Source organism: Dyadobacter frigoris, assembly GCF_005280585.1.
In the GTDB taxonomy this organism is placed as follows: domain Bacteria; phylum Bacteroidota; class Bacteroidia; order Cytophagales; family Spirosomataceae; genus Dyadobacter; species Dyadobacter frigoris.
Genome location: NZ_SZVO01000001.1, coordinates 96,613 through 120,482 on the forward strand (window position 1 = coordinate 96,613; position 23,870 = coordinate 120,482).

At 39.0% G+C, this 23,870-nt stretch carries 18 protein-coding genes; 10 read left to right on the plus strand and 8 right to left on the minus strand.

Translation table 11 applies throughout. The features are described 5' to 3' along the window. Nucleotides 1-324: 324 nt before the first annotated feature. Nucleotides 325-1,134: a glycerophosphodiester phosphodiesterase family protein gene (locus tag FDK13_RS00470; protein ID WP_137338013.1), complete on the minus strand. Its 810-nt coding sequence runs from the start codon at nt 1,132-1,134 to the stop codon at nt 325-327. 190 nt (nt 1,135-1,324) lie between these two features. Continuing rightward, on the minus strand, nt 1,325-2,242 hold the full coding sequence (locus tag FDK13_RS00475; RefSeq protein ID WP_137338014.1) for a PfkB family carbohydrate kinase: 918 nt from the start codon (nt 2,240-2,242) through the stop codon (nt 1,325-1,327). Between the two features lie 235 nt (nt 2,243-2,477). On the opposite strand from FDK13_RS00475, the gene FDK13_RS00480 reads away from it, so the two are divergent. From FDK13_RS00480 to FDK13_RS00490, 3 genes are read left to right on the plus strand one after another with little or no spacing between them, the layout of a single operon-like run. Next, complete coding sequence (locus tag FDK13_RS00480) at nt 2,478-2,864, plus strand: DUF5618 family protein (protein WP_137338015.1); 387 nt, start codon at nt 2,478-2,480, stop codon at nt 2,862-2,864. Nucleotides 2,865-2,899: 35 nt separating this feature from the next. Next, complete coding sequence (gene cysS / locus FDK13_RS00485; protein WP_137338016.1) at nt 2,900-4,399, plus strand: cysteine--tRNA ligase; 1,500 nt, start codon at nt 2,900-2,902, stop codon at nt 4,397-4,399. Nucleotides 4,400-4,403: 4 nt separating this feature from the next. After that, nucleotides 4,404-5,426 (plus strand): M28 family peptidase, encoded by a 1,023-nt coding sequence (locus FDK13_RS00490; protein WP_137338017.1) that lies wholly within the window; start codon nt 4,404-4,406, stop codon nt 5,424-5,426. A 628-nt stretch (nt 5,427-6,054) separates the two neighbouring features. Here FDK13_RS00490 and pbpC read toward each other — a convergent pair. The 4 genes from pbpC to FDK13_RS00510 all read right to left on the minus strand — a co-directional run bounded on the left by pbpC (nt 6,055) and on the right by FDK13_RS00510 (nt 12,013). Further along, nucleotides 6,055-8,388 carry a penicillin-binding protein 1C gene (pbpC, locus tag FDK13_RS00495; protein WP_137338018.1) on the minus strand — a complete coding sequence of 778 codons (2,334 nt, stop codon included), beginning with the start codon at nt 8,386-8,388 and terminating at the stop codon, nt 6,055-6,057. A 102-nt stretch (nt 8,389-8,490) separates the two neighbouring features. Beyond that, a complete protein-coding gene (locus tag FDK13_RS00500) occupies nt 8,491-9,693 on the minus strand; it encodes a DNA cytosine methyltransferase (RefSeq protein WP_137338019.1) in 1,203 nt (400 codons plus the stop codon). Then, on the minus strand, nt 9,690-10,571 hold the full coding sequence (locus FDK13_RS00505) for an HNH endonuclease (RefSeq protein WP_137338020.1): 882 nt from the start codon (nt 10,569-10,571) through the stop codon (nt 9,690-9,692). The genes FDK13_RS00500 and FDK13_RS00505 overlap by 4 nt, the downstream gene beginning before the upstream one ends. A gap of 278 nt (nt 10,572-10,849) precedes the next feature. Next, nucleotides 10,850-12,013 (minus strand): IS4 family transposase, encoded by a 1,164-nt coding sequence (locus tag FDK13_RS00510; protein ID WP_137338021.1) that lies wholly within the window; start codon nt 12,011-12,013, stop codon nt 10,850-10,852. A gap of 491 nt (nt 12,014-12,504) precedes the next feature. On the opposite strand from FDK13_RS00510, the gene glpK reads away from it, so the two are divergent. From glpK to FDK13_RS00545, 7 genes are all read left to right on the plus strand, one after another. After that, nucleotides 12,505-14,004: a glycerol kinase GlpK gene (glpK, locus tag FDK13_RS00515; RefSeq protein WP_137338022.1), complete on the plus strand. Its 1,500-nt coding sequence runs from the start codon at nt 12,505-12,507 to the stop codon at nt 14,002-14,004. 117 nt (nt 14,005-14,121) lie between these two features. Next, complete coding sequence (locus FDK13_RS00520; RefSeq protein WP_137338023.1) at nt 14,122-14,931, plus strand: 3'-5' exonuclease; 810 nt, start codon at nt 14,122-14,124, stop codon at nt 14,929-14,931. 157 nt (nt 14,932-15,088) lie between these two features. Beyond that, nucleotides 15,089-15,427 (plus strand): NADH-quinone oxidoreductase subunit NuoK, encoded by a 339-nt coding sequence (gene nuoK, locus FDK13_RS00525; protein WP_137338024.1) that lies wholly within the window; start codon nt 15,089-15,091, stop codon nt 15,425-15,427. Nucleotides 15,428-15,458: 31 nt separating this feature from the next. Beyond that, nucleotides 15,459-17,375: an NADH-quinone oxidoreductase subunit L gene (gene nuoL / locus FDK13_RS00530; protein WP_137338025.1), complete on the plus strand. Its 1,917-nt coding sequence runs from the start codon at nt 15,459-15,461 to the stop codon at nt 17,373-17,375. A gap of 71 nt (nt 17,376-17,446) precedes the next feature. Next, on the plus strand, nt 17,447-18,895 hold the full coding sequence (locus FDK13_RS00535; protein ID WP_137338026.1) for a complex I subunit 4 family protein: 1,449 nt from the start codon (nt 17,447-17,449) through the stop codon (nt 18,893-18,895). Between the two features lie 95 nt (nt 18,896-18,990). After that, on the plus strand, nt 18,991-20,388 hold the full coding sequence (locus tag FDK13_RS00540) for an NADH-quinone oxidoreductase subunit N (protein ID WP_137338027.1): 1,398 nt from the start codon (nt 18,991-18,993) through the stop codon (nt 20,386-20,388). A gap of 155 nt (nt 20,389-20,543) precedes the next feature. Then, nucleotides 20,544-21,755: a polysaccharide biosynthesis protein gene (locus tag FDK13_RS00545; protein ID WP_137338028.1), complete on the plus strand. Its 1,212-nt coding sequence runs from the start codon at nt 20,544-20,546 to the stop codon at nt 21,753-21,755. Here FDK13_RS00545 and FDK13_RS00550 read toward each other — a convergent pair. Together FDK13_RS00550 and FDK13_RS00555 are read right to left on the minus strand one after the other, a co-directional pair. Then, entirely contained in the window at nt 21,745-22,647 is a 903-nt protein-coding gene (locus tag FDK13_RS00550) for an alpha/beta hydrolase (RefSeq protein WP_137338029.1), read from the minus strand. The genes FDK13_RS00545 and FDK13_RS00550 overlap by 11 nt on opposite strands. A gap of 30 nt (nt 22,648-22,677) precedes the next feature. Further along, nucleotides 22,678-23,463 carry an L-fucose dehydrogenase gene (locus FDK13_RS00555; protein ID WP_137338030.1) on the minus strand — a complete coding sequence of 262 codons (786 nt, stop codon included), beginning with the start codon at nt 23,461-23,463 and terminating at the stop codon, nt 22,678-22,680. Nucleotides 23,464-23,870: the final 407 nt, after the last annotated feature.

Sequence of the window (23,870 nt, forward strand, 5' to 3'; positions counted from 1 at the left end):
TTGGAATATTGGAATGAGCCGGTAATGACGGCATCGCCGTCTCCTGTTTATAGCTGTTGTTTCGATGTGCTAAATACTGGCTCCCTAGGAGCCTCCTAAGGAGTTAGGCTTGGCGAGATAGGGTTTTTCTATATACAGGAGGCTCTATGGAGCCATTTTCCGTAAATGCCTTTTTTGATCAAGGAATTATTTTTGTATTTAATTTTCTCATTTTGAATAGTATCGATGATCAATGACGGCATCGCCGTCCCCTGTTAATAGCAATTATTTCGATGTGCTGAATCCTGGCTCCATAGGAGCCATTTTCTAAAAATAGTCCGACTTTTATCTCAAACCCTTCTTATTCAAATATTCAATCAATGCTTCCGGGTGATCCGTTTGTAAACCTTGAACGCCTTTACTAATTGCTTCATCCCAAGAGGCCGGTCCTTCCGTTGGACTTTGCACATCAAGCCAGGTTGAAATTTTCTTCTCCTTTATTATTTTTTCCATTTCCGGATTAACAACATTATCAATGACGCTAATCTTTATCTCGTTTAAAAAAGAGGATAACTGATCTGTACTTTTAATTTCATCCGGAATGCTGGTCATCAATGGCATTTGTGGTGCTATGGATTTCCATTGTGGATATTGTTCTTTTTTATTGATATAAACTACAATTTGCTTTTCCATTCCCGCTTCCTGAATCTGCTTCCAGGTTTGAGCAACATCGGCATCTTTAAAATCCAGATAAATATTGATCTTGTTTTTACACAATTTCAAAACGTCCCTGAATTCTGGAATTTTGTATGTTTTTTTGTTCTGATTGAATACCTGAAGCTTTTTGATTTCCTCCAAAGTATGATCACTAATTTTGCCTTTTCCATTCGTAGCGCGGTCGACAGTTCCATCATGGTGAATGATAAGATAACCGTCTTTGGTTGTACGCAAATCCACTTCAACATAATCCACGCCGTATTTAATTGCTTCATCAATAGACGCTAAGGTGTTTTCCGGAACATTAGTATGGTTTCCTCGATGGGCAATGACAATAAGTTTGTGCTTACTTGAAGGCAAATTCTGACCTATTGAAAAGGTTGAAATAAAACAGAAAACAATCTGAATCAGAAGAAATTTATTTTTGTACGCGGACATTGTAAATTAATTTATTGTTTGGAAAAACGGTTTAAAACCTTCCTTCAATACTTCATTTTTTACAATAAAGGCCACTAATGCATATTAACAAAAAGGTCTAGGAATTTGGGATCCTCCCAAATTCCTAGACCTTTGATATTGATAAACAATCAGCCTGACTAAAAGCCAACCGCTATTTGCTAACAGGTAGTTAAACTATTTCAAAACTCGACAGTTTCACAAATTCCTGAACACGAGCATCAATTTCTTCCTGACTAAGATTTATAATACGTTCTGTACCAAATTTCTCAACACAGAAAGACGCCATTGCAGAACCATAAATGATAGCGCGTTTCATATTTTCAAAAGAAATATCATCCGTTTTGGCAAGATATCCGATGAAACCACCTGCGAAACAGTCACCCGCTCCGGTTGGATCGAATACAACTTCTAATGGCAACGCCGGTGCAAAGAAAATCCGATCACCCTGGAACAAAAGTGCTCCATGCTCTCCTTTTTTGATGATCAACGTTTTTGGCCCCATCGCCATAATCGTTTGGGCTGCTTTACGCAAAGAATAATCACCTGAAAGCTGACGTGCTTCTTCATCATTGATGGTCAATACATCAACCAAAGAAATTACATCTTTCAAATCATCCATGGCGATATTCATCCAAAGATTCATGGTATCAAGCATAATCAGTTTCGGGCGTTTGGCCATACGCTCAATAACCGATTTTTGTGTTGCAGGGACCGTGTTTCCTAACATCAGGTATTCTGTACCCTGGTAAGATTCAGGTATGATCGGATCAAAATCAGCCATTACATTCAGCTGAGTTTCAAGCGTATCACGGGTGTTCATATCCTCATGATATTTCCCTGACCAGAAGAAAGTTTTACCATCAGGGATTGTTTTTAAACCTTCGGTATTAACTCCGTGTTCTACCAGAAGGTCAACCATTTCCTGAGGGAAATCGCCGCCTACAACAGCTACTAAATTATTGTTTTTGGTAAAATACGAGGCTGATAATGTGATATATGTTGCAGCGCCGCCAATGATTTTATCGGTTTTTCCGAAAGGTGTTTCAAGGGCATCAAACGCCACAGAGCCAACTGTTAATAAACTCATAAAGTAGTATAGTATTGATTTTTAGTAAGTTTCAATTTTTGATTTGAAGACAAAAACGCTGCGAAGATAATAAAAACAGCTGAATAGCATATTTAAAGGACGGCATAATGCTAACAGTTGGCGATCAATCCTGAGTTATTTGCTATTTTTGTCAGGCAACGTTAAATATGGTGTGAAAAACTTCTTAATGAATTATTAAATCAATTATTTCTTCATACAAAAGAATCGCACTATCATGGAAGCAATTATCGAAGCAAGAAGACACATTGACAATGCAAAGGGATTTCTTAGTAATAATGCAAATAAGGAAGATGGCCTGTATAAAGATAAAAAGTATGTGAAAATAGCCGGACACACTGCCTACACAGGAATTTTACTTGCACTTGATGAATTGTTAGGAGAAAAGAGGAAGAAGACAAAAAAAAGTGTTGAATGGTATCAAAAAGAAATATCGGGCATCGATAAAAGAGTCCTTTCTGATTTCTCAACAGCCTATCAAATATTGCACTTGGACATGGGATATGGAGGAGCTCAAAGTGCCAAATTAGCCAAAATAGGAATCGAAGAAGCAGAGAAAATTATAAGTTGGGTTGAAAACAGACTTTCAAAACCTTCAAAATAAATTACTAAAATTGATTACAAGAAAGTAAAATATTCATGACTGATAAAACATACCAGCCGCTTAAAATATTCAATACGCTTACCCGTAAAAAGGATTTGTTTGCTCCCCTCGCTGCACCTTATGTAGGCATGTACGTCTGTGGACCAACCGTTTACAATAATGTTCACCTTGGAAATATCCGTACTTTTCTATCTTTTGATATCCTGTATCGTTATCTGACCCATATTGGCTACAAAGTCCGGTATGTAAGAAATATTACCGATGTTGGCCATTTGGTTGGTGATGGTGATGAAGGCGAAGATAAAATTGGTAAAATGGCGAAACTGCAACAGCTTGAACCAATGGAAATTGTTCAGCGGTATACGAATGATTTTCATGACGTTTCTGCCGAATTTAATTTGCGTCCGCCAAGCATTGAGCCAACCGCAACCGGACATTTAATTGAACAAATCGAAGCGGTATCAGCTTTGATTGAAAAAGGAGCAGCATACGAATCTAACGGTTCTGTTTATTTCGATATCGCAAAATATAACGAGGCCGGAAATGAATACGGAAAACTTTCGGGAAGAATTCTGGAAGATCTTCTGAATGAAACACGGGATCTGGACGGACAATCTGAAAAACGTAATCCGCTTGATTTCGCACTTTGGAAAAAAGCAAGTCCTGAACATATCATGCAGTGGGATTCTCCATGGGGAATGGGCTTTCCGGGTTGGCATTTGGAATGTACTTGCATGAGTGCCAAATATTTAGGTAAACAATTTGATATTCACGGTGGCGGGATGGACCTGAAATTCCCGCATCACGAATGTGAAATTGCACAGGGAAGAGCTTTGACAAACATTGAACCGGTTCGCTACTGGATGCATACGAATATGCTGACGGTGAACGGGCAAAAAATGTCAAAATCGCTAAACAATTCTTTTCTTCCAAGTCAGTTATTTTCCGGAGATCATGAGTTGCTGGATCAGGCTTATAGCCCGATGACTGTTCGCTTTTTCATGCTGCAAAGTCAATACCGGAGTACGCTGGATTTTTCTAATGATGCCTTAAAAGCGGCCCAAAAAGGATATAAAAGATTAGCAAATGGGATTCGTCTTGCCAAAATGTTGAAATATGCTGACGAAGAAGTTGCACGCGACGAGAAAAAAATTGAAGATATAGAAAAATCGATTCAGGGTTTTTACGATGCCATGAATGATGATTTGAATACGGCGGTCGGAATTGCAAACCTGTTTAACATGCTGAAATATATCAATATGCTGAACATGGGCCAGGTTAAATCGGCTGCTTTGGGAGAATCAACGTTTACCTCTTTGTTAGAAAATTTTATCGTTTTCATTGAAAATGTATTGGGTCTAAAAGAGGAACTAAGCGAAGGACACGCAGTTTTGGATGGTATGTTGAACCTTTACCGGGAATATAAAGCGGTTCAGAATTACGAGAAGGTTGATGAGATCCGTACTTATTTCAAACTTCAGGGACTTGCAATCCGTGACAGCAAGTTACGTGTGGATTGGGCTTATGAGGAGTAAAAACATGATACTAAAAAGGCAAATCTGGGTTTCTGTATTGTTTTGCAGTTTTTTGACTGGCATGTTATTTCTATATGGCTGTAAATCAAAAACGAGCTCAGAGCAAACCACAGAACAATTGGAGAAATTGGTAGCCAGTCCGGCATTCAATGCAGATTCAGCATTTCAGTTTGTTAAAAAACAAGTTGAATTTGGGGCAAGAGTTCCAAATACGGCTGCGCATAAAGCATGTGGAGATTATCTTGTTTCGACTTTTAAAAGATTTGGACTGGAAGTAACTGAGCAAAACTTTACGCCTACGACTTACGACGGCAAAAAGTTAAATGCCAGAAATATTATCGCCAGTTTTAATCCAAAAGCTACCAAAAGAATTTTGCTGACTTCTCACTGGGATTCCCGTCCTTTTTCTGATCAGGATTCTGTTTCAAAAATGAAACCGGTTTTGGCTGCCAATGATGGAGCGAGTGGGGTAGGCGTTTTGATGGAAATCGCGAGAGTACTCTCTTTTTCTGGAAATAAGCTAAATCTCGGTGTTGATATTATTCTTTTTGATGCCGAAGATTGGGGGAATTCTGAAAAAGCTACGGATAAATTCAGCGGATTTTGTTTAGGGTCTCAGTATTGGGCTGCCAATAAACATGTTCCAAATTATACAGCTTATTTTGGTGTTTTACTGGATATGGTTGGGGCAAAAGGCGCCACATTTCCAAAAGAAGGATATTCTGTGAGTATGGCTGACGGAGTTGTCCGGAATATCTGGGGAATTGCCAGTCAGCTTGGATATAGTAATTATTTTATTGATAAAGTCGGGCCCTCGATTACCGATGATCATCTTCCTGTCAATGAAACCGCTAAAATTCCGATGATTGATATTATTCATATGAAACAAAATGATCCTGAGCATACTTTCTTCGATCAGTGGCATACGGCACATGATGATATGGAAAATATAGATCCGAAAACTTTGAAAGCGGTTGGGCAAACTTTGATTCAGGTTTTGTATCAGGAGAGTGAAGCTTCGGTTTAAGTTTTTAAGGGTTCACGCAAAGCAAAAAAGTTTAAACGTGATAATTACGGTGCTCTGCACCTTGGATTAATGAAGTTTGATTTTTTCTCTACAAGTATTACGGTGCTCTGCACCTAATCTATTATGAGAGTATATCTGCAATGCCAGGGTACAGAGTACCGCAATATTTATTCTTAGCGGTCTTAGCGTTTTTTTACCTTTGTGCCTCCTTTGCGTGAAACTTTTAACGTGATAATTACGGTGCGCTGCACCTTGGATTAATGAAGTTTGATTTTTTCTCTACAAGTATTACGGTGCTCTGCACCTAATCTATTATGAGAGCATATCTGCAATGCCAGGGTACAGAGTACCGCAATATCTATTCTTAGCGGTCTTAGCGTTTTTTTACCTTTGTGCCTCCTTTGCGTGAAACTTTTAACGTGATAATTACGGTGCGCTGCACCTTTGGTTAATGAAGTTTGATTTTTTCTCTACAAGTATTGCGGTGCTCTGCACCTAATCTATTTGAGAACATATTAAGAATTATCTGCAATGCCAAGGTACAGAGTACCGCAATATTTGTAGAAAACAATACAAATATCTAAGGGCCTAAGGTGCAGAGCACCGTAATAACTTATCTTAGAACTTCTTAGATCTTCTTTACCACAATCTGAACATCCGAATTCCGACCTTTATCATCACTACAAGAAATTTTAACCCGCCCAACCGGAGGATTAATAAATACCGCTTCATGTGGCGCAGAGCGCTTCACCAATTTATCATTTACATACCAAAAAACCTCCTGCACATCATTCCCGGTTTGGCAGCTTAACTGAATTTGCTGGGGTTCAGCCGTTTGGATAAAATATTCACTTCCATCATTCGGACTCGTAATCAAAGGCGCACCCTCCCGGAAAACCCTTTCACAAAACGGATTATGCGGCGGTGATTTTTGATAAGGGATTTTCTTGGACTCATAATAAGCAATGAGCTCAGGAGCCAGATTTGGATATGTATTTTTTACAAATCCACTTTCAGGAAGACAATAAGTACAATAAGAAATTTTCGAAGAGAGATCCGTAAAAACGTACCGCAGATGCTGACATTTATGATAAGGAGAAACGCCCATGATGTAATAATCTATAATCTGATGATCACAAAAATCGCTTGGAATATCGCCGGTGACGGCACATATTTTCCGTAAAGACACATTCGCAGGCATTTGGTACCAGCCTTTTGACGAATTATAATCGAGCGCATTGAAAATTGAAAACAATAAAGGAGTCGCCGTATTTGCGCCACTCAACTCCGGAATGCCTTCACCAGAAAAATTTCCAACCCATACGCCAATCGTATATTTCCGATTATAACCAATACTCCACGCATCCCGCTTTCCATAGGAAGTCCCGGTTTTCCAGGCGATTTTTGGTAAGTGATAAGTATTGTCAAAATTGGAAGGAAGATCTGGTCGGGTTACCTGGGTCAAAATATTATTCAAAAGATAAGTTGCTTCTTTTGAAACCAACTGTTCACCTTTTTTCGAAATAGGGGTTTCAGAAGTAAATCTTATTTGTTTTAATTCTCCCTCATTTGAAAAGGCCGCAAAAAGTCTGGTAAGTTCTTCCAATGTCACCCCGCAACCTCCCAAAATCATGGATAATCCCAAGTCTTTGGATTGCTTACGGATTGTCTGAAAATCTGCTTTTTTCAATTTGTCAATCAAAACCGTTGTGCTTACTTCTTTCAAAATCTTGACTGCCGGAATATTCAGGGAATTGGCCAAGGCAAATTCCGTAGTAACCTGACCGTTAAAATGCTGATCGAAGTTTTCTGGTTCGTAGCCACTGAAATTTGTTGGAACATCATTCAAAACGGTTTTGGGTGTAATAATTCCTTTGTCAAAAGCAGTTGCATAAAGTATTGGTTTTAAAGAACTTCCGGGAGAACGGATCGCGCGAATTCCATCAACCTGTCCGCCGTCAAAAGGATTATTGAAATCAGCCGAACCAACATAAGCTTCGACGGCCATCGTTTCATTGTTAATTACCAATACCGCTGCATTGTGAATATTCATGCTTTGCAGCCTATTGACATAGTTTTTTACCTGTTCCTCAATTTGTTTTTGAGACTGGATTTTGATCGTTGTATTGATAATAGGAAGATCCGTAAAATCTTTTTTCAACCGTAATGCGAGATGCGGCGTTTGTTTTGGTGCAGAAAGCCGGCGAACAATTAGTGGTTCGCTGATTGCATCTTGAATAACATTTGAATCAAATAACTTTTCTTTACCAAATCGTGTCAGCCATTGATTTCTGGCGATTTTCAAAGCATCATTTCTGGAACCAGGATGTAAGCTCGATGGTCGGTTGGGGACAATAGTAAGTGCAGTGATTTCAGCTAAACTCAATAATTGTGGTGCTTTTCCAAAATATAGAAGTGAAGCAGCTTTAATACCTTCAATATTTCCTCCATAAGGAACCAGATTGAGATACAATTGAAGAATTTCATCTTTTGAATAATGCAATTCCAACTGCACAGCCCGAAAAGATTCGGTCAATTTATTCAGGTAAGTTCTTTTTTTAGGTTCCAATAATCTGACAACCTGCATCGTAATGGTCGAAGCGCCTGACGTTCTTTTTCCGCTGAAAATATTTCTTCCAGCGGCCCGAAGCATCGCAAATGGATTAATTCCGGGATGGTAATAGAAATACTGATCTTCTTTATGGATCAGCGTTTTTTGTAAAAGCGGTGTGATTTCAGAAATATTGGTGTAAAGCCGCCATTTATCATCAGGGCTTAAAAATGCGTGTAGAACGGTGCCGTTGTCGGCGGTGATCTGGGTTGAGTATTGGACTTTTGGTTTGAAAGGGAAGAGGAAGTCTAGGAGGAGGAATGCAGTTACGAGGCAGCCGAGGGAGATGGTTGCTTTTTTTAGAAAGGGGCTTTTAAATTTTGTTTGCGGAAGCAATTTGCGAAGTGGCACAAGTTAGTTTACAGTCTCTTAACGTATAATCATTAAGCTTGACATATAAATACCTTGGCACGTCAAGATTTTATATGTTAAGCTTAATAATTATAAATCTTATTAATAGAATTGACGATAAATTTCAGTTGCAAATTTAAATGCAAGAAGTGGAGGCACTGCATTTCCAACCTGTGTAAACTGTCGTGCTGATGGCCCAACAAAAATATAATCATCAGGAAATGTTTGAAGCCTGGCGCATTCTCTTACGGATAAAGTTCGAGGAGAATAGGGGTGTAAGTGAGATCTCCCACCACCTTTTGTTCCGCCAGCAATTACCGTTTTACTAGGTTGTGACGGGTTTAATCTATCAACTCTCCCTAAATGGTCACGCTGTCCAAAATTCAACTCCATGTAACGTAATGTAGATTGTGCTGTATGCTCTCGAGTTATATGATTTAAGCTATCATTTATTGGCTTTGCAAAGACATCAAGACATGGGGTTTGAAACAAGCTTATTTTTGGATATTCAAATTTAAATTTACTTCGGGTACCTACAATTAACAACCTTAATCGTTTTTGGGGTACTCCATAGTCTGCTGCGTTTACAACTTGTGGATTAGAAATCGTATAACCTATGCTTGTTAATGTTTCGAGTAATTTATTTAGTCCTGCTCCATCATCTATTTTATTTAGGCCTGGAACGTTCTCAATTATAAATGCTTTTGGTTGAAACTTTTTTATGAACCATATATAATCTTCAAGAAGATTTCCTTTTTCTTTGTCTTCAAATCCTTTCCTTTTGAAATTTTCGTCACTTTTGCTAAATCTTTGGTTAGAAGCAATACTGAAAGGCTGGCAAGGTGGTCCACCATGAAATACTCCATCAAAGGGGCTACTTATTCCTAGTTGGTTTTGTAATAGAGATGCAATAACCTCACGATCTTTAACATCTCCAGTATAATTTGGTGGACCAATTACAAGGTGATTGGGATAATTTGTTCTAAGAGTATCGCAAAATAGCTCGTTTACTTCCACTGAAGCTATGTTTTCAAATCCAGCATAATCGAATCCAATGTCCATTCCTCCTGCTCCCGAGAAAAAACTCACAGCTGGAATGGTATTCTTATATTTTCGTAAGTTTTCAATGCTTTGATAGTCGTTGATAGTTACGTCATTATTTGCATAAGATTTATAGCGGAGATGGTCGTATGATAATCCTAACTTTTGCAATTCTAATTTTAAATCTAGATCATTTTCAATGCACATATTAAGAAGTGCAGATTGTTCTTTTATAGATATCTTTTCTTCAACTTTTATAATCATAGGAGTATACTACTTTTTGCTTGTTGATAAATCTCTTTTGCTTCAGTTCTACTTCTAAAGTCATCTATCTTATATCTATTCAGCCAGTTTTTATAATATGCATGAACACTTTTATGACAATTTGGGCAAAGACCAACAACATCATGAAGTGAAGTGCCTTCTCTAGTGACTACAAGTGTGGATGATAAGGGTAAAATATGATGGACCTCTAAAAGGTTTTCAGTCCAAGGGTAACGAACTTTCGTATCACAAACGCACATGTCACATATGGTGTGAGGATTTTTTTCGAAAAATAATTTTCGTAATAATGGACTTCTTTCAATTTTTATGTGATTAACTCTGCTCCTTTTACCTTCAATAAAAATATCATCAGTAGGTGCTTCTCTTGATTGAAGTTTAAAATGCGGTAATTCACCCCCTTTTAATGAAGTTACTGCCAAATATTCGTTTTCTCGTGTACTATGTGGCTCACTTATAAAAGGAGTAGTTAAATGTAGAAAGCCGTTGTAATCATCGTAATCTTTTTTTGTTAAATCTAGTAGCAAATAACCATTATGCCATTTCAAAATGCTTATCTGACTTATAAAAATTAACATTTCCCTTACTTGTCTATTTTCGTCACCACTTGGTTGGTAGTTAGTTTTTCGAAGAGAGACATAAAATTCAATTGGCTCCATTCCATTACAATTGTTACCAATAATTAATGAAAACACTTCTTCCAATGATATCTTAGCCAGTCTACCAAGTTGAAAGTTGGAAATTAAAAATTTAAATATGGAGCAAAAAGGATAAATTAAGTTAGCACTTTTATGATAATCACTAAAGGCAGCAAATGGGAATCTAAAACGTGGAATAAAAAGAGAGAAAAATTCATCCACATCAATTTTGTCATCATCTGACGATGAAAGTTTTTTACAGAAATCAGTAACAAAAAGCCGATCGTTTATGCTAGTTGCAAGAAAAGAGCATTCAAATACTCTTTTGTAATTACGCCAAACTCTATAAGACTGTGGAGCAAAAGGAAGACTTGTCTCTTTTTCTAGACCATACCTTAATGGATCAATATCTTTTTGATTAATTATTACTCCTTCAATTTTATTTAAAACTGAGGCAATTGATTTTAGATTTTCAAATAGTACTGATGCGTTAAGTTTTGCTAATTAAATAAGTCCCATTGTTCGTTGACATTTTGATTGATTTGACATTCATTAATGAGCTCTTTCAAGGGGGTTTTGTCAAAAGCAGATATGCCTAATATTTGCATAATCTCATATATGGAGAGATTGCTTTTTAAAGTATGTTTGAGATAAGCGACTATTAAATAAGTGCTAATGGCAACCCATACGTGGATATTGACTGCATTTTCAGAATGTCCCCAGAGCGTTTTGATTGTCAGGTTCTGTTTCACCCACTTAAAAAAAATCTCTATCTGCCACCTTTTCTGGTAGAGTTTGGCTATCTCAAGCGCAGAAAGTATATCGTTGTTTGACAGGAAAGAAAGAAGAATATCTTTTTCTTCATCATAGTATTCCACAAGCCTTAAGGGTTCGGGATAAAGCTTGCTGGACTTATATCCATTAAGTATGATGGTTTTATCACTCCTAAGCCCTGAGGTGGGATCAATGTTGAAATTGCTTTCGATGACTTTATAATTCATTGTGGTTTTTGCTCTTGAGATAAAAAAGGCTCCGGACTCATTCATATTGTATAAGGCGGCAAAATCGATGTAAGCTTTATCCATGATATAGATCGCTCCTGGTGATACTAACAGCTCGTCAAGTATATTACTATCATGGTATTTACCGTCGGTAACAAGGATAAAAGATGGGATATTCCCTCTCAGATCCAAAAGCGTGTGTATTTTTATTGCCCCACGTGAATACTTTCCTGGAGCCCAGCTGAATAGTTTCAGGCTTAGGGAAATCGTTGTTGAATCCAGTGCAAACACCTCATTGCGAACATTGACATTAGGAACTGGATTTGTTGCATATAAGGGTCTGACCAAGTCTATAAGGTACTGTCCAAAGTCGGCATATATTCTCCAGTCTCTGCTTTCATTTGCACGTGAAAGTGTGGACTGGTTAACATGGCTTTTGATTCCAAGGTGATAAAGTTTGTTTTTATGCGCTTTCAGGCAAGTGCAGATATCACGCAAGGAATTACGAGAGGTTAGTTGACCGAAGAACAGTTGAATAAACTGGTTCCAACAATTAAATTCTCGTGTCCGAAAATCGCCATTGTACTTTGATACGCATTTTTCAAACTCATAACGGTCAATAAAATGCAAAAGCTGAGCAAAAACGTATTTTCCTGAATTCATAACCTCGTGTAAAAGCCACAAAGCTACGGGTCAAATCAAATCAAAAAATCAAAGAACGTTCGTAATTAATTTATTTACAGCGTGTTATAAGTATTTTTAAAAAGTTAACGCATCACCAGTAATTTTCAAATTGAAAATAGTTTAACCTGCCTTGATCCCATCGCCATTTCATAAATTCTATAAGGCCTATGTACAATTAATAATTCTGTTTTCAACTTACAGTTATAAGTGAATGTTGAGCCAAAAGTATAAAAGAATTTTGAGTATGCTTGAACCACAAACATCATGATCCAGAAGTCTAACATATTTTCTGGATATCAAATTCACTAGAGAAGATATGGGCATTGTGGGACAAGTCTGTTACAAAAAGACGCATTTCTTTTGGAATACAGATTCAACAAATAAAATGCGGCTTTACCAACATTTGCCCATTCCGCCAAAATTTCCTTATTTACTGACATATTACAAATAAAGACAATCATAATACCATTATGTCAAAATATATTGCGGCTATTGATCAGGGAACAACGAGTACACGTTGCATTCTATTTAATCATCAGGGAAAAATTGTTTCCGTCGGGCAAAAGGAGCACGAACAGATTTATCCGCAGCCAGGCTGGGTTGAACATAATCCGGAAGAAATCTGGAAAAATACACTGGAAGTAATTGCGATTTCCCGTATAAAAGCCTCTGCCACAGCCGCCGATATAGTCGCAATTGGTATTACAAATCAAAGAGAAACAACGGTGGTCTGGAATCGCCGGACGGGGAAACCTTACTATAACGCATTGGTATGGCAGGATACACGGACGACAGATTTAGTAGCCAAATATGAAAAAGAAGGTGGATTAAACCAGTTTCGGGATATTACGGGACTTCCGGTTTCAACTTATTTCAGCGGTTTAAAATTAAAATGGCTTCTGGAAAATGTGGAAGGCTTGCGCGCAGATGCGGAAAAAGGAGAAGCTATTTTTGGAAATATTGATACTTTTTTAATCTGGAATTTGACGGGCGGAGGTCATGGCGGAATTCATGTAACGGATGTTACCAATGCAAGCCGGACACAATTGATGAACTTGCGGACTTTGCAATGGGATCAGGAAATGCTCGATGCATATAATATTCCTGCTTTGATGTTGCCTGAAATAAAAAGCAGCAGTGAGGTGTATGGCACTGTGAGCAATGAAGTTTTACCAGGCGTTCCGGTTGCAGGAATTCTGGGCGATCAACATGCGGCGTTGGTTGGACAAACATGTTTCGAACCGGGTATGGCAAAAAACACCTATGGAACAGGTTGCTTTTTGGTAATGAATACAGGTTCAGAACTGAAAATGTCGGATAATGGCCTGCTTACTACGATTGCCTACAAATTTGGAAATGAGCCAGTTCAATATGCTTTGGAAGGAAGTGTTGCGGTAACCGGCGCCCTGGTGCAATGGGTACGTGATAATTTGGGACTGATTGAAAAAAGCAGTGATATCGAAAGTCTGGCAAAAACGGTCGAAGATAACGGTGGCGCTTATTTTGTTCCTGCATTTTCAGGATTGTATGCGCCTTACTGGCGTAATGATGCACGAGGCGTTATTGCAGGATTAACACGATATGTTACCAAAGGACATATTGCCAGGGCTGTTTTGGAAGCAACTGCCTATCAAACACTGGATGTTGTAAATGCCATGGAGCAGGATTCCGGTATCAAATTATCTTCTTTGCGTGTCGATGGCGGGATGGTTTTGAACGAATTGTTGATGAAATTCCAGGCTGATATGCTGGATACGCAGGTCGTTTCACCGGCCGTGGCAGAAACTACGGCATTGGGTGCGGCCTATGCAGCAGGTTTGGCGGTTGGTTATTGGAAAAATACGGACGAACTAAAAAGTAACTGGGCGATTGCACATACCTGGAACCCTGATATGGACGAGGCGAAAAGAGATGCATTATATAAAGGGTGGCAAAAAGCAGTTACAAAGTCATACGCCTGGATTGATTAATGAAAATTTAATACAGGAATGAACTATTTTATAATCTGTATAAACTAAACTCTTTTTTTGGCCTGTGTTCCTTTAAAGCGTAACTTCGCGCCGCGAAAACCTAATTAAAGTAGCCTTATGCATACCCTCCATCTTAAAAAGCCGCTTGCTTTTTTTGATCTTGAAACTACCGGTGTAAACATTGCCCGGGATCGGATCGTAGAAATATCGGTGGTGAAGGCTCTGCCTAATGGGGAAACGGAAATTCGTACAAGACGGGTTAATCCTGAAATGCCTATTCCGCTGGAAAGCAGTTTGATACATGGCATTTATGATGAAGATGTAAAGGATGCGCCAACCTTTAAAATGTTCGCAAAAAATCTTGCAACGTTTCTGGAAGGCTGTGATCTGGCAGGATTTAACAGCAATCGTTTTGATATTCCAATGCTCGTTGAAGAGTTTTTACGTGTTGGTGTTGAGTTTGATATCAAAAACCGCCGGACAGTAGATGCACAGCGCATTTACCACATGATGGAGCCGAGAAATCTGTCTGCTGCCTATAAATTTTATTGTGACAAATCGCTGACAGATGCACATAGCGCGGAAGCGGATACGATAGCAACTTTTGAAGTTCTTCAAGGCCAAATTGCTCGTTATCAAGGTCAAAAGGTAATTGACTCGCATGGAAAAGAACTTGGAACGGTAGAAAATGATGTGACCGCTTTGCATGCGCTAACAGCATCGAAGCTTATTGATTTTGCCGGACGCATGGTTTATAATGAGAAAGGTGAAGAAGTTTTTAACTTTGGGAAACACAATGGCAAACGTGTTGCCGATGTCCTTAAAAGTGAGCCGTCTTTTTATGATTGGCTTATGAAAGCGGAATTTCCATTGGATACAAAACGCAAGCTGACAGAAATAAAATTACGTGCTTTAACACAGAGATAATATAATCCGCTCGGTTAACATTTGAGTAAGCGGTATTTATGTCTATTTTTGCCAGCATATAAAGATAAGTTCAGTGATTAGGGCAATAATCCAAAGTCCTGAAAATTTTAAATTAGTGACTATTTTTTAATCGAATACCCATTTAGGTAAATCTGCTATGATCCCGAACCCGAATATACCAGAGGTTATTCAGAATGTCCCGCTTCAATATTATCTCATCCTCAGCACATTGCTTTTTGTGATTGGTATCATTGGCGTACTTACACGTCGTAATGCGATCATCATTTTTATGTCTGTTGAGTTGATGTTAAATGCTGCCAACATTTTATTGATCGCTTTTTCATCCTACCGGTCTGATCCTTCGGGGCAGGTGTTCGTGTTTTTTATCATGGCCGTAGCCGCTGCTGAGGTTGCCGTTGGTTTGGCTATCATCGTGATGATTTACCGGAATACGCGTAATACGGACATCGGTTTCCTTAATAAATTGAAATGGTAAGCCTTATTGGTTAATATACAAAATATAGAATATGTCTGCTTCATTACTAATTCTGATTCCATTATTACCTCTGTTGGGTTTTCTGATTAATGGTCTTGGATTCCGTACAATACCAAAAGGTGCCGTTGGAATAATCGGGTCATTAGCTGTTATCGGTAGTTTTGCTCTTTCTCTGAATGCGTTTAATGCATTCGTTGCAGCGGGAAGTACTCCGTTTGTTCTGCCGCTTTTCAACTGGATTACCGTTGGAAATCTTAACATTCCGTTTTCTTTCCAGATCGATCAGCTTTCATTACTAATGCTGATGATTATTACCGGCGTTGGATCCCTAATCCACATTTATTCAATTGGTTACATGAAACATGATGAAGGTTTCGGTAAGTTTTTTGCTTATCTGAATCTCTTCCTTTTCTTCATGTTGCTGCTCGTTCTGGGTTCCAATTATGTCATCATGTTTATCGGTTGGGAAGGTGTAGGACTTTGTTCTTATCTATTGATCGGGTTTTGGAATAAAAATACAAACTACAACAACGCTGCACGTAAAGCGTTCATCATGAACCGTGTAGGGGATTTGGGATTCCTTTTAGGTATTTTCACGATCATCGCTACTTTCGGTTCAGTAGAATATCTTGAAGTATTTAGTAAGGCAACCGGTTTTTCAATCGGCGATCCTGTAATTATTGCCATTACCTTGTTCCTGTTTATTGGAGCAATGGGAAAATCGGCGCAAATTCCTTTATATACCTGGTTGCCAGATGCGATGGCAGGTCCGACTCCGGTTTCAGCGCTTATCCACGCTGCAACGATGGTAACGGCCGGGATTTATATGGTGATCCGCTCGAACGTCCTCTATTCGCTTGCGCCTTCAACGCTTGAACTGGTCGGAATTATTGGTGGTGCAACGGCACTTTTCGCTGCATCGATCGGACTTTTACAAAACGATATCAAAAAAGTACTGGCTTATTCTACGGTGAGTCAGCTGGGTTACATGTTCATGGGTTTAGGCGCGATGGCTTATTCTGCCTCAATGTTCCATGTAATTACCCACGCATTCTTCAAAGCATTATTATTCCTAGGCGCTGGTAGCGTGATCCACGCCATGTCCGACGAACAGGATATCCGTTCGATGGGTGGTTTGCGTAAAAAACTTCCAATCACTTTCCTTACGTTTTTAATCGCAACCATCGCGATTTCAGGTATTCCGCCATTTGCAGGTTTCTTCTCGAAAGATGAAATTTTAGCGCACGTTTTTGAGCATAACAAACTACTTTGGGTAGTCGGTGTACTTGGTTCATTGATGACATCCTTCTATATGTTCCGTCTGCTTTTCCTTACTTTCTTTGGAAAATTCCGCGGAACGCACGATCAGGAACATCATTTGCATGAATCACCTGCATCGATGACAATTCCTTTGGTTATTCTGGCCGTTCTTTCTGCATTGGGTGGATTTATCGGAGTGCCGGAAGCTTTGCACGGAACACATCATCTGGCAGAATTTATGGAACCGTTGTATGCGGGTTCACACCAGGTTAACCCGGCAGCTTTTGAACCAACGACTTTATCCCACTCAGAAGAATATATCTTGATGGCCGTTTCAGTTGGTGTTGCCTTGCTTTCCTTGATTGTTGCTTATGTGATGTACATTCAAAAAGAAAGTGTTCCGGCTCCGGATTCGGAAGAAAAATCAGCGGTTCAGAATTTGATTTACAACAAATATTACGTTGATGAACTTTACAATGCTGTTTTTGTAAAACCGATCAAATCACTTTCTAACGTCCTTTACAGTTTCGGTGAATTCTTCATTGATTTGTTTGTAAATGGCACGGCAAGGCTTGTCGCTTTTCTGGGAGGCTTGTTGCGTAAAACGCAGACAGGTTCTACCGGAGATTACGTATTTGCTATGGTTTTGGGAATCGTCGTTATTTTGTTCTGGAAGCTGTTGTTATAGGCATTTGTTGAAACTGACATATTAAATATTTATACCGTTCACCATTTAGTGCTGACCGTTGACTTGAAAATATGCTTACTCTTCTTTTAATACTTTTGCCCATTGTGGCTGGCGTTATTACCCTCTTGGTTGGAGCTAATCTGGCGAAACAGGTAGCCTTAGTCGGCGCTCTTGCGGAGTTAGGACTTGCTTTTTTTGTATGGTCTCAATTTGATCCGTCAGCTGGTGTTCAGTTTGGGTTTAAATATCATTGGCTGGCATCCGCGGGAATTTCTTTTGCCGCGGGTTTGGATGGAATCAGTTTCGTGCTCGTCTTGCTGACCGCCTTTTTAACGCCACTGATCATTCTTTCCACATTTGGACATACTTATAAAAACAGTGCAGCCTTTTATTCGCTGATACTTTTTATGTCAGCTGCGCTTGTCGGTGTATTTACTGCAACAGACGCCTTCTTATTCTATCTTTTCTTCGAAGCAGCCCTTATTCCGGTTTATTTCCTTGCCGCTGTCTGGGGGGGAGAAAATCGTTTGAAAGTTACCTTCAAGTTCTTCATTTATACTATGTTCGGTAGTTTATTCATGCTTGTTGCATTGATCTATTTATACTACCAGACGCCGGGAACACATACTTCTGAAATCACAGCTTTTTACAATTTACAATTATCAGCCAAATCGCAAGGATTTATATTCTGGGCTTTCTTTGTAGCTTTTGCTATCAAAATGCCATTATTTCCTTTCCATACCTGGCAGCCTGACACATACACAGAAGCGCCAACACCAGCAACGATGTTACTTTCTGGTATCATGCTTAAAATGGGGGTTTACGGTTTGATCCGTTTACTGCTTCCAATCGTTCCGCTTGGTTTACAGTCTTATGGAATGCTTGCTGTGATTTTGTCCGTTATTGGAATTATTTACGGTTCAATCATCGCCATTCAGCAGCGCGATATGAAACGTCTGATTGCTTATTCTTCTTTCGCTCACGTGGGGTTGATGGCGGCTGGTGTTTTTGCGGCTTCAACAAATGGTTTGCAGGGAGCAATTATTCAAATGCTTGCCCATGGTATCAACGTAGTGGGTTTATTTTTTGTGATCGATATCATTCTTTCCCGTACCAAAACACGTAGTTTGGATCAATTGGGTGGAATCACGCAGGTTGCTCCTCAGTTAAGTGTATATTTCCTGATCATTCTTTTGGGAAGTGTTGCCTTACCTTTGACAAACGGATTTGTTGGAGAATTCCTATTGCTTTCGAGTGTTTTCGCATTCAACAGCTGGTTAGGCGCTATTGCAGGTTTGACGATCATTCTTGGTTCAGTTTATATGCTTCGTTTATTCCAAATGTCCATGTTCGGACCGAAATCCAAATGGGTTGAAGGTTTCCAGGATCTGACATTCAGTGAAAAAGCAGTGTTGCTGCCTTTGGTGATTATGGTTTTCTGGATTGGTATTTATCCAAATACATTTTTGACGATTTCCGAGCCGGCCGTTAGCCATCTTCTACAATTGGTAGGAAGATAGTTTTCTGAAAGCGAAAATAATTAATTGATATAGTCCGATAGCCGAAAGCCGACCGCCGAAAGCTCTCTATTAATGACAAACGATAATAAATAATTATGTATCCCATTGTTTTGTTGTCAGTTCTTGGAATCGTAACACTCTTCTTAGGGTTCTCGAAATCGAAGAATATCTTATTGCCAGCTGTTCTGCTTTTCCTTGCCATTGCTCTGGCAGGTAATTTCTTTGAGTGGAACAAAGGGCCGCTGTTATATTTTTACGATATGTTCCGGGTTGATAACCTGACATTAGCTTTTAACGGCATCATACTGGCATCTGCTTTTATGATCGTTGCGATCTCGGGAGGTTTTCAGGACAATGCCGAAGCGGAACCTGCTGAGTATTATGCCTTAATGCTTTTCTCTCTGGTTGGTGCCATCATGATGGTTGGTTTTGAACACCTGATCATGCTTTTCCTGGGTGTTGAAATTCTTTCCGTTGCGATGTACGTTCTGACAGGTAGCAACAAACGTAATTTACGTTCGAACGAAGCCGCGTTGAAATACTTTTTGATGGGTGCGTTTGCAACCGGTATCATGCTTTTTGGTATGACATTGCTTTACGGAGCTACCGGTTCATTCAAATTAAATGAAATTCAGGCTTATGTTTCCACAACACAGCAAGCAGCACCTTCCTACATTTTGTATGCAGGTTTATTATTGCTTCTGATTGGTATGTTGTTCAAAGTTTCTGCCGCACCTTTCCACTTCTGGACACCAGATGTATACGAAGGAGCGCCGACGATCTTTACAACATTTATGTCAACAATCGTAAAGACGGCAGGTTTTGCAGCACTTTACAGGTTATTGTCGCATTCGTTTACCGGAGTATATGGCTTCTGGTGGCTGGTAATTGCTGTGATCGCCATTCTTACTTTATTGGTTGGAAATATTGGGGCAACGACGCAAAATAGTTTTAAACGGATGATGGCCTATTCCGGGATTTCGCACGCAGGTTATTTACTGATCGCATTAACGGCACTTTCGAAACCAACGCAAAACGCCATTGTATTTTATTCGTTAGCTTATTCGCTTTCAACAATCGCTGCCTTTGGAGTATTGATGTTAGTATCAAAAGAAAAAACATTCGAAGGTCAGCCGGATGAACGTTACGAAGCATTTAACGGGTTAGCTCAGAAAAATCCTTTCCTTGCATTTGTAATGACAGTAGCGATGTTGTCTCTGGCAGGAATTCCACTTACAGCAGGTTTTTGGGGGAAATTCTTCGTATTCAGCAGCGCTGCCGACAGAGGGATTATCTGGGTGCCTGCCATAGCGGTTTTAATGTCGGTTGTTGGTATTTATTACTACTTCCGTGTCATTATCGCATCGTACCTGAAAGAAGGTGATATCGCTGAAATTCGTATTGCTCCGTTTTATAAAATTGTTTTGATCGTGGCGACAGTACTTACTATTGTTTTCGGTTTGGCTCCTGGTTTACTGGAAGGGATTTTTTAAAAATACAGATTACCAATATTGTTCAAAAGAGTTGTACTTCGGTGTGGCTCTTTTTTTTGTTACTTTTTACCCAAAATCCCGTAAGAATAAAACAAACCCCCAACGTTCCTGAAAATCTTCATTAGTCCATAATTACACGCTTAATTATTGTTACTATGACAGATTCCTCTTCTCATGAAATGCCTCAGTTTAATGAAGATTTTAGAAAGTCTCATTATCATCAGAATCTTCACAATTTCGAGGCGGAAGAGCTTTTGGACCGGGAACCCATTGATTTGGATACCCAAAATATCAACGAATTTATAAGAAATAAAAGAATTTTGATCACCGGAGCGGCTGGATCAATCGGGAGAAATCTTGTAAAACAGATTATTTTATTTAAACCCAAAAGACTTATTTTGGTTGATAAGTGCGAATCTGCGATATATGAATTGGATGAGGAAATAAGGGAAATACAAGTATCAGGAATTGAAATTATTTCTATCATTGGCGACGTTTCGGATTATAGGCGAATGAAACCTCTATTTCAAAAAAATCAACCTCAAATCATTTTTCATGCAGCGGCTAATAAACATGTACCTCTTCTGGAAAAGAACGCTTATGAGGCAATTAAAACGAATATTTTTGGAACAAAAGTGCTAGCCGATCTTGCTGTTGAATATTGGGTAGAAAAATTCATTTTAATATCAACGGATAAAGCGGTGAATCCCTCGAATGTGATGGGCGTGACAAAAAGATTTGCTGAAATAATTTTACAGAACCTTAACAAGACAAATGATACCACGCAATTTATAGTGACAAGATTTGGGAATGTTTTAGGGACAAAAGGATCCGTAGTTCCTGTCTTTAAAAAACAAATTGACAGAGGCGGACCTGTTGAGATCACGCATCCCGGAGTAATGCGCTATTTTATTACGATGAATGAGGCTTGTCAGTTAGTTCTTGAAGCGGGAGCCAAAGGTCACGCAAATGAAATATTTATACTGGACATGGGAGAGCTGGTACCATTGAGAGCACTGGCCGAAAAAATGATTCGGTTATCCGGCCTTGAACCTCATGTTGATATCAAAATTATCTACATCGGTATGCGGGCTGGCGAAAAGCTTGTAGAAGAAAGATTAAGAAATGATGAAATGGATGCTCTAACGCATCATCCGAAATTAAAGATCGCCCGGTTATCAGCTGTGGATGGATTTGAACTTGACGACGTTTTGACACAACTTGAAAAAGCGCTTGATTCCGGAGAGGATAATGAAATGATACTGATTCTGAAAGATGCAATCCCGGAATACGTCAGCCATAATTCAGAATTTGAAAAGCTGGATATACTCCGGGCTGCGAAAGTTGAAAATACTATTACGGAATAAACTGATTCGTTTTCATCCAGTTAATACAACGTGTAAACCACTCATCAAATGGAGGAGTTTTTAAATAGCCATGTTCGCCTTTGGAATAAATATGCAGATCAGAAGGACTTTTGAATTTATTCAAAGCTTCATAAAACATAATACTGTTTGAAACAGGGACTACCGTATCGTCTCCGGCATGCGTGATAAATGCCGGTGGCGTTGATTGATTAACCTGTAATTCATTGGAAAAATATTTTATCTGATCTTCTGTCGGCGAAGGACCGATCAAATTACTTCGCGAGCCTTTATGACTTGGAGCTTCCAGAAAACTGATTACCGGATAAACCAAAACCATAAAATTCGGTCGCACGCTTGTTTTTTCTTTATTTTCAATAAGTGATTTATCAAAATGAGTTCCGGCGGTTGCAGCTAAATGTCCACCTGCCGAAAATCCCATAATCCCGATTTTACTGGTATCAACATTCCACTCTTTTGCTCTTTCCCGTACGGTTTTAATCGCTTGCTGTGCATCCTGCAAAGGTCCGATGGATTTATCCTTCATTATTTTGTCACTCGGAAGCCGGTATTTTAGAACGAAAGCTGCAATACCAAGCCGGTTAAATGCCTGAGCCACTTCATAACCTTCACGGTCAATAACCAAAACACCATAACCGCCGCCCGGACAAATAATTACCGCAGCTCCGTTACTCTGGCCAATGGGAGGAAGAAAAACCGAAAGGGTTGGTTTCGAAACATTTCTGATTACACCTTTTGAATTCGTTTCTTCATTGTTTGCCTCCTTTGCATTTGGGATGGTACCCGGATACAAAGCAATTTCCTTTTGAGCAAAACCGGAAAACGAAATTCCCGTCAGAATTAAAAATAAGAAGGAGCACAACGGTTTATTCATTTTTCGAATATAATATTCTGCTGAAAAGATTTAGTCAGTAATAGCGCGGTCCAAATGTACATAACCGCCATCCACATGGATAAGCTGACCCGTAGTATGGCTTGAACGTGGAGAAAGTAAAAATGCAGTCATGTTCGCAATTTCTTCCGCAGTCGTCATTCTTTGTCCCAATGGAATTTTACTTTCAATTGAAGCCAGTTTTTCTTCCGGATTTGGTAAAGTCTGGATCCATTTTTCATACAACGGCGTATAACATTCTGCTACGATAATCGCGTTGACACGAATTCCGTAAGGCAATAATTCAACCGCCCATTCGCGCGTTAAAGCACTGCGTCCGCCGTTTGCCGCAGCATAAGCCGAAGTTCCACCCTGACCGGTTTCTGCTGTTTTTGATCCGATATTCAAAATTGATCCTTTTGATTTTTTCAAAGCCGGCAAAGCGTGATGAACAATCAGATAATAATGGATTAAATTACTGTGAAGACTTTGGATGAATTTTTCATAACTGCCGTGTTCCAGTCCCACGCCATCGTTTACTCCTGCATTATTTACAACGCCTTCAATTCTGCCAAACGTATCTTCGATCAGTTTTACGGCTCTCTCACACTCTTCCGGTTTGGATAATTCTGCCGTAACCTGAAATGCGCGGCCGCCTTCTTGTTCTATTTCTGCAACGGCAAGCAAGTTGTCCTCTTCATTTCTGCCAATGATGACAGGTATTGCGCCTTCCCATGCCAACACGTTAGCAATTCCTTTTCCTATTCCTTTTGCGCCACCGGTTACAATTATTACTTTATCTCGAAGCTCTAAATCCATGTTTTACTGGTTCTAATGTTTTTCTAATTTTAATATAAATTACTTATTATTACATTTAAACTACGCGACACTGTTATAAATGGGTCACTCTTGCTTCTAAATATCAGCCCAATTTTTAGAATTTTTTTTTACTCAGTTAGTCACAAACAAATTAAGACAATTTGCAGTAAAATTTACCCACAAAACTTGAGATCAATTTAATAAGGATATGCTTCCGGGAACTATTCTATCAAATTGCACCTTTCTATGTAAATTGTATTAATAACGATTAATTAATATAATATTTACAAGAAAATAAAATGATATTAATTGTCTTTTAGCTTCGGACAATCTAAAAAAAAGAACTAGTTTTGTGTAACATCGAAAAAGAACAGTTGTTTTTTTGATATATTATTAAGAGAAATAAT